The organism is Gluconobacter sp. DsW_056, assembly GCF_002153595.1.
Lineage (GTDB): Bacteria > Pseudomonadota > Alphaproteobacteria > Acetobacterales > Acetobacteraceae > Gluconobacter > Gluconobacter albidus.
On the sequence record NZ_JOPF01000016.1, the window covers coordinates 24,287 to 31,260 of the forward strand.

Here is a 6,974-nt window from a genome sequence, read left to right on the forward strand (position 1 = left end):
GACGATGCTTCGTCGCTCCACCAGCCGCTACGGGATCACGCCCGAACCGGTTACGCCCTATCAGAAAGCCGCGCAGATCTGGGACGAGCGCATCGGCTCCGCCCGTGTGCAGGCCCGCAACTGGCGTCTGATGGCGTTTGGGTCACTGTTTGTGTCCGCCGGCCTTGGTGCCGGTCTGGTCTGGCAGTCCGCGCGCGGCACCGTCGTGCCCTGGGTCGTGCAGGTCGATAGATCCGGTCAGGCGCAGGTCGTGATGCCTGCCACAGCGGGTTACACACCGACCGATCCGCAGATTGCCTGGTATCTGGCGCAGTTTATTGGCGACGTCCGTGGCCTGTCATCGGATGCGGTGGTGGTTCGCCATAACTGGCTGCGCGCCTATGATTTCACCGCCATTTCGGGGGCGCAGGCTCTCAACGATTATGCGCGCCTGAACGACCCGTTCTCGCGGATTGGCCGCGAGCAGGTCGAGGTGGACATCGCGTCAGTGATCAGGGCTTCGCCCGGCAGCTTCCGTGTCGCCTGGACCGAGCGCCATTACCGCGACGGCGCCTTTACCGGCACCGAACGCTGGACCGCCATCGTGTCTGTCGTGCTGCGCACGCCCCGCGATGCCGATCATCTGCGGAAAAACCCTCTCGGAATCTACGTCTCCGCTATCAACTGGTCGAAGGAACTCGGACAATGATCCGCATGGTCATGCGCGCCGTTCCACTGGCGCTGCTCACCCTGTCCGCCTGCGCGGGGCAGTATCATCCCCCTGTCATCCGCTACGATGATGCCGTGGAGGCGAGGCGCCAGCCCGATCCGCCGAAGCCTGTGCAGGTCGTGGAAGTCCCTAAAATCCTTTCCCTGCCGGGCCAGCTCAAGCCGCTACCCTCACGACGCACGGTCCATCCGGCACCCGAAGTCGCCGATCCCGCAGCGCGCGTGATACAGGCCAATCTGGCGGCACGCATCCAGCCGACGCGGGCCGGGTTCATCAATGCCGTGCAGGTCTATCCCTATTCGCCCGGTGCCCTCTATCAGGTCTACACCTCGCCCGGCGAGATTACCGATATCATGCTCCAGAAGGGCGAAAAGCTGGTTGGCAGCGGGCCGGTCGCCGCCGGGGATACGGTACGCTGGATCATCGGCGATACCGAAAGCGGGGCAGGGGCGACCAAACGCATCCATATTCTGGTCAAGCCAACGCGGCCGGATCTCACCACCAACCTGATCGTCAACACCGACCGGCGGACCTATCTGGCCGAACTGCGCTCCACGCCTGCCACGTATATGGCGTCCGTGTCCTGGGATTACCCTGAGGATGACCTGATCGCGCTGCATCGGCGGGATAGTGCGGCTGATGACGAAGCGTCCATTGAAACGGGCCTCAATCTCGACGCCCTGAATTTCCGCTATGCCATCCAGCCAGTAAAAGGGGGCACACCGCCCTGGCTTCCCAGTCGGGCCTTCGATGACGGCCACAAGGTCTATATCGCCTTCCCGTCGGGGATTGGGCAGGGGGAACTGCCGCCGCTCTTTGTCCTGGGGGCGGATGGTGGCCCGGAACTGGTCAATTATCGGGTCCGGCAGAACTGGATGATTGTCGACCGCCTGTTTGCCGCCGCCGAATTGAGCCTGGGTGACAAGCACTCCGAGCAGCGCGTGTGGATCGTGCGCACGGACGGGCGGCCGTCATGACCGGGCAGGACTCGGCAGCGGGAAGCCCCGAAGGTGCTGCGCCAGCGTCACCGCCCGATCTGCGTCTGCGGGCCGATCGACCGCGCGTGGTCCGTCTGTCGCGCACCGTGGTCTGGTCGCTGGGCGGGGTCGGCATGGTCGCGGTGGCCTTCGCGCTTGGGTATGCCCTTCAGGCCAGCCATCGGCCGCCATCGTCGCCCGCTACGCAGGATACCGATGTCCGTCCCTCGGCCGATGGGTTGGCGGGACTGCCGTCCGACTATGTCGGAAACGGCGTGCCGAAGCTGGGGTCGCCCCTGCCCGGTGATCTGGGCAGGCCTATCCTCAATGCTCAGCGGCAGGGATGTGCGGGGCCGGTTCCCGGCATGGGGGATCGTCGCGGCGACCAGGAAATCGAGGCGGCGCGCACCAGCCGACTTTTCGCGCAGGTCGAGATGCGGGAAGGTCAGAGCGCGCAGACGGTCCCGGCACAGACCGCGTCCGGAGCGCAGGCATCATCAGCAGGAACCGACCAGCAGGCTGGCAATCGCAACTTTCTGGCGGGCCAGCCGGACCGTGCGACGACCAGTCCCGACCGGATTATGCCGCCCGCGTCCCCCTATATTCTTCAGGCGGGCACTGTCATCGCTGGTGCGCTGAACACGAAAATCAGCTCCGATCTGCCGGGCCAGATCGTGGGGCATGTGACCCAGAACGTCTATGACAGCCCGACCGGGCGGTATCTTCTGATCCCGCAGGGCAGCACCCTGTTCGGGGCCTATAACAGCAGCGTCTCCTTCGGGCAGCAGCGCACTCAGATCATCTGGACCCGGCTGATTTACCCGAACGGGGAGAGCCTGGTGCTGGAAAAGCTGCCCGGTGGCGACGCCATCGGGCAGTCTGGCCTGTCCGATGAGGTCAACAATCATTGGGGCCAGCTTTTCAAGGCTGCCCTCGTGACGACTCTTCTCAGCGTGGGTTCCGAAGCCGGCACGTCATGGAACGAGAACAACCTGATGCAGGCCATCCGTTCAGGGGCCAGCAACGGTTTCTCCATGGTCGGTAACCGTCTGATCGACCGCAGCCTGAATATTCAGCCGACGCTGACCGACAGGCCCGGCCTGCCGTTCACGCTAATTCTGAATAGCGACCTTATCCTCAAGCCTTGGAAAGAGAAGGAATTCCGCCCATGACGAAGCTGAAGCTCGGCCCAATCGAGGACGACAAGCCCGTGAAAGTCACGCTGGAGCTGCCAGCTACCCTACATCGTGATCTTGCCGCCTATGCCGAAATTTTGGTTCGAGGAACCGGGCAGGCACCCGCTGATCCATTGCGCCTCGTTGTGCCCATGTTGACCCGGTTTATCGCTACCGATCGGGGTTTCGCCAAGGTGCGGAGACAAAACAAGGCGATCAGATAAAATGCACGATTTGAGATATGCTATCACATTACGACATTGATGAGGGTGAGTTTGATCGATTTTTACGCTGTCGGCAGGGGGCCGATCTGAGTGAATAGCTTGACGAATGCATCTTTCTAATTCAGACCGCATTATAGCGTACTAGGATCGTCAGCCAATGGGAGGCGACCGCCCCCACTGAAGGAACCTATGACCACTGCGCGTCACATCGTCGCCCTGCTGCAAAGCCATATCGCTGGAGACGAGCAACGTTTTCTCTCCGTTGCGACGCAATTGGCCGCTCATGAGGCGCGTCAAGGGCATGGCAAGCTTGCGCAGGAATTGCGAGAGCTGGTTGAGGCAGCAAAAGGTAAAGACGCGACAGTTGCCCGACGCGGCGCTGGCCCCGTGCCTATCGCGCAACCTAAGGGCGAACTTACAAGCCTTCTTTCTGCGCGTTATTCTAACATTCGCCTCAACAGCATGGTGCTGACACCAGAACTCGGAGAGCGAATTCGCCGGGTGCTGACGGAACAACGTCAACAGGAGAGGCTTCGTGCGCGGGGGCTGACGCCCCGTCGAAAGATCCTTCTTGTTGGGCCGCCAGGCTCAGGTAAAACCATGACGGCTGCCGTCTTGGCAGGCGAACTTAAGTTGCCATTGTTTACAGTCCTTTATGACGGGCTAATTGGGAAGTTGATGGGGGAGACGGCAAGTCGCCTTAGACTGGTGTTCGATGCCATTGCCGTCCAGCGCGGTGTCTACTTCTTTGATGAATTTGACGCTGTCGGTGCTCAGCGCGCTGGTCCAAATGACGTTGGTGAAATCCGACGTGTACTTAATTCATTTCTTCAATTTATCGAGAACGATGATGGGCCAAGTCTCATAGTGGCTGCTACAAACCATCTTGAGTTGCTCGATAAAGCACTATTTCGTCGATTTGATGATGTAATTACTTATGGGCTGCCTGATCCGAAAATTGCGCGCGGAATTCTGGAATCACATTTGGCGACATTTAAATTGAAATTGATTGATTGGGATCAAGTGCTTAAAGCCACAGGTGGTCTCAGTCAGGCGGAGATTGCTCGTGCCGCAGACGATGCGGCCAAGATGGCTATTCTTGGTGGAACCGAGAATGTCGACCAATCTATGCTGCTCGCTGCGCTCGCGGAGCGTAAGGCGGCTACGTTTTGATTTTTTAGAGCGCTATGGTGGATATGAAGCGAGATCGACCGCACCTGCATATGGAAGGGGGCGGAGAGAAAGAACTTTATACTTCGCCAAAGCGAGGGGACTCTGGCTTGCCGCCTGCTAGAGTTCGGGCTGCGCACGCGCGCAAACTTGAACATGCTATCGGCAATGCGCTCTCAGAGGCCCGTCGTAAGCTTGAAGCGCGTGATGAAACCATCGCCGAGGGTGAGCGTGGTTTTTACCTGGAGTTTGAGATTCCCACCGCCGAACGAACTGCTTTGGATAGGTTGGAGAATAAACCCAAATCGATCGAATTAGTTGCAGTGCGACTGCCCGAGGACGAAGGAGAGTTGATTTCGGCTACGGTATTTGTGCCGGAGAAATCCGCTGATTTCTTTGTCAAGAAGATCGAGGCCTATCGCGACGAGGACACGAGAACGGGTAAGCCAAAAAACGAAGCTCTTGTTGCTCGGATTGAAGATATTCATTTGGCTGCTCTTCGCTCTCTTTTTACCGATGACATGACGTTGTTTCCTCAGGCTGGGCGTCAGGCTTGGTGGGAAGTGTGGTTGCGTGAAGATAGACTTGGGACATTTCGGACGGTTGCGGAACGCCTGAATGTCGTTCTGAAAGAGCATATAATCAGCTTTCCAGAACGGGACGTTGTGCTGGTACTTGCGAACGAATCCACAATGGTGCGGTTGGTTGGAAACACCGATGCAATCGCTGAATTAAGGATTGCGAAGGATACTCCATCGCTATTTCTTGAAATGGGCGCTGTTGAGCAAGTCGAATGGGCGGCTGATCTTGCTGAAAGGGTCAATCCGCCATCAATTCTGGCACCTGCGGTCTGCGTTCTCGATAGCGGGACGACCCAAGGACACGTTCTCATTGCGCCAGGCCTCGATCCTGCGGATCAGCACGCTTACGATAATTCATGGGGTGTGGGGGATAGTGCTTTTTGGAACGGCCATGGCACTGCGATGGCTGGCGTTGCATTGTATGGCGATCTCGAAGCGGCATTGAGCGGAAACGCTGTCATCAACTTGCAGCACCGTTTAGAGTCCGTGAAGATTTTGTCGCCCCGCGATCAGAACGATCCTGAACTTTATGGTGCCATAACAGAGGTAGGGATCACCAAGGCAGAAGCATGCGCACCGCGCCGACGGCGCGTGTTTTGCATGGCGGTGACTAGCGACATCGGCTTAGGACGTGGGCGTCCCTCCTCATGGTCTGCGGCTATTGATCAGCTTTGTTATGGCAACGGGATTCATCGTCGTTTAATAGTCTTGGCAGCAGGAAACTTGCGAGGCGATATCGTCGCAGCGGAATATCCTGACGCGAATGACCTTGCAGAGGTTGAAAGTCCGGCTCAAGCATGGAATGCGCTCGTCGTTGGAGCGTATACGGATAAAATTACCATTACGCATCCGGACTATGCTGACTGGGAAGCTCTCGCACCTGCGGGAGACTTGGCGCCAACTAGTCGTACGTCAGGAATATGGGATCGACAGTGGCCGATCCGTCCCGATGTGGTGTTCGAGGGCGGTAACCTTGCCTATGACGGAGTTAATCCAGCCTCGGCAATCGACGACCTTCAACTCATTACAACGCATTTTCGGCCGAATGCTCGCTTGTTTGACGTATTTGGTGATACCAGCGCGGCCACGGCCTTAGCAGCTAATCTATCGGCTGGTATTATTGCCGCCAGGCCTGAACTGTGGCCGGAGACGGTGCGAGGATTGGTGGTTCATTCGGCTGAGTGGACGCCGGCGATGCAAAGTCGCTTTAACGCCGCTACCAATCAGACGCAGAAGATGGCGATGTTGCGTCGTTATGGCTGGGGTGTACCAGATCTTGGACGAGCGTTGATGAGTGCTCTAAATGACGCGACCCTTATGGTAGAGGACGCTCTGCTGCCTTTCCGAAAAGATGGCTCAAACATTAAAACAAGGGATATGAATTTACATCATCTACCGTGGCCGCGCGATGAACTGCTTGCGCTCGGTGATCAAGATGTAGAATTGAGAGTGACCCTATCTTACTTCGTTGAGCCTAATCCCGGCGAAAGAGGGTGGACGCGAAGGCATCGTTATGCTTCCCATGCTCTTCGTTTTGCTGTGAAACGCTCCCTCGAAAGTCTTCAGCAGTTTCGGACACGGATTAATAAGGCTGCCGAGGCGGAGGAAGTTGGTACAATGGGGAGTGCGTCTGGCGGAGACAATTGGGTGTTGGGCTCTATACGGGATCGAGGCTCAATCCATTCAGATGTATGGCGTGGAAGTGCGGCCGCACTTGCTGAGCGTGATGCTGTCGGTGTGTTCCCGGTCAGTGGCTGGTGGAAAGAGAAGCCTGGTTTGCAGCGCTGGGAACGCTCGGTACGATACGCACTTCTGGTGTCGATCCGTGCGCCTGGTGCGGAAATCGATCTTTATACAGCAATCGCCAATAAGCTGGCTGTAGCAGTTCCCGCTTCTTGACCAGAGTTACACGGCTGTTTCCGTTATGTTTTTGTGAGTAAGCGTCACGACTAAACAGCAAACATTAGTGATTGTCGGTATCGGGGGCTGCGTGTCCCCGCAACCATCTCAAATCGCAAAAACCCCGCCAGGTCATTGAGCTGGCGGGGTTTCGCTTCATGGACTAAGCTTAAGTCACGTTGACCAAAGACCCAATCCAGAGTTTTGCGGCGGCGATATTGAGGAAACTCATGAAGGAT

At 57.6% G+C, this 6,974-nt stretch carries 7 protein-coding genes; 6 read left to right on the forward strand and 1 reads right to left on the reverse strand.

Annotation, left to right across the window (positions count from 1 at the left end; all coding sequences use genetic code 11):
* Positions 1-4: 4 nt before the first annotated feature.
* The 6 genes from trbF (at position 5) to HK22_RS13505 (ending at position 6,735) form a co-directional block, all read left to right on the forward strand.
* A complete protein-coding gene (gene trbF / locus HK22_RS13480; RefSeq protein WP_086649641.1) occupies positions 5-688 on the forward strand; it encodes a conjugal transfer protein TrbF in 684 nt (227 codons plus the stop codon).
* On the forward strand, positions 685-1,686 hold the full coding sequence (gene trbG, locus HK22_RS13485) for a P-type conjugative transfer protein TrbG (protein ID WP_086649642.1): 1,002 nt from the start codon (positions 685-687) through the stop codon (positions 1,684-1,686). Before trbF ends, trbG begins: the two co-directional genes overlap by 4 nt.
* The gene (locus HK22_RS13490; protein WP_086649643.1) at positions 1,683-2,858 is read left to right on the forward strand and encodes a TrbI/VirB10 family protein; all 1,176 of its coding nucleotides are present in this window, start codon (positions 1,683-1,685) and stop codon (positions 2,856-2,858) included. Before trbG ends, HK22_RS13490 begins: the two co-directional genes overlap by 4 nt.
* The gene (locus HK22_RS13495; RefSeq protein WP_086649644.1) at positions 2,855-3,085 is read left to right on the forward strand and encodes a DUF2274 domain-containing protein; all 231 of its coding nucleotides are present in this window, start codon (positions 2,855-2,857) and stop codon (positions 3,083-3,085) included. Before HK22_RS13490 ends, HK22_RS13495 begins: the two co-directional genes overlap by 4 nt.
* 189 nt (positions 3,086-3,274) lie before the next feature.
* Positions 3,275-4,258 (forward strand): AAA family ATPase, encoded by a 984-nt coding sequence (locus HK22_RS13500; RefSeq protein ID WP_086649645.1) that lies wholly within the window; start codon positions 3,275-3,277, stop codon positions 4,256-4,258.
* Between the two features lie 14 nt (positions 4,259-4,272).
* Complete coding sequence (locus HK22_RS13505) at positions 4,273-6,735, forward strand: S8 family peptidase (protein ID WP_086649646.1); 2,463 nt, start codon at positions 4,273-4,275, stop codon at positions 6,733-6,735.
* Between the two features lie 50 nt (positions 6,736-6,785).
* Here HK22_RS13505 and HK22_RS15370 read toward each other — a convergent pair.
* On the reverse strand, positions 6,786-6,974 hold a 189-nt coding region (locus tag HK22_RS15370; RefSeq protein ID WP_233142665.1), incomplete at its 5' end, for a hypothetical protein.

What these genes read in the sequence shown, in the direction of transcription:
- HK22_RS13490 (WP_086649643.1), top strand. Translation starts at nt 1,683, where the DNA reads ATGACCGGGCAGGACTCGGCAGCGGGAAGCCCCGAAGGTGCTGCGCCA.
- HK22_RS13505 (WP_086649646.1), top strand. Translation starts at nt 4,273, where the DNA reads ATGGTGGATATGAAGCGAGATCGACCGCACCTGCATATGGAAGGGGGC.
- HK22_RS13495 (WP_086649644.1), top strand. Translation starts at nt 2,855, where the DNA reads ATGACGAAGCTGAAGCTCGGCCCAATCGAGGACGACAAGCCCGTGAAA.
- trbF (WP_086649641.1), top strand. Translation starts at nt 5, where the DNA reads ATGCTTCGTCGCTCCACCAGCCGCTACGGGATCACGCCCGAACCGGTT.
- HK22_RS13500 (WP_086649645.1), top strand. Translation starts at nt 3,275, where the DNA reads ATGACCACTGCGCGTCACATCGTCGCCCTGCTGCAAAGCCATATCGCT.
- trbG (WP_086649642.1), top strand. Translation starts at nt 685, where the DNA reads ATGATCCGCATGGTCATGCGCGCCGTTCCACTGGCGCTGCTCACCCTG.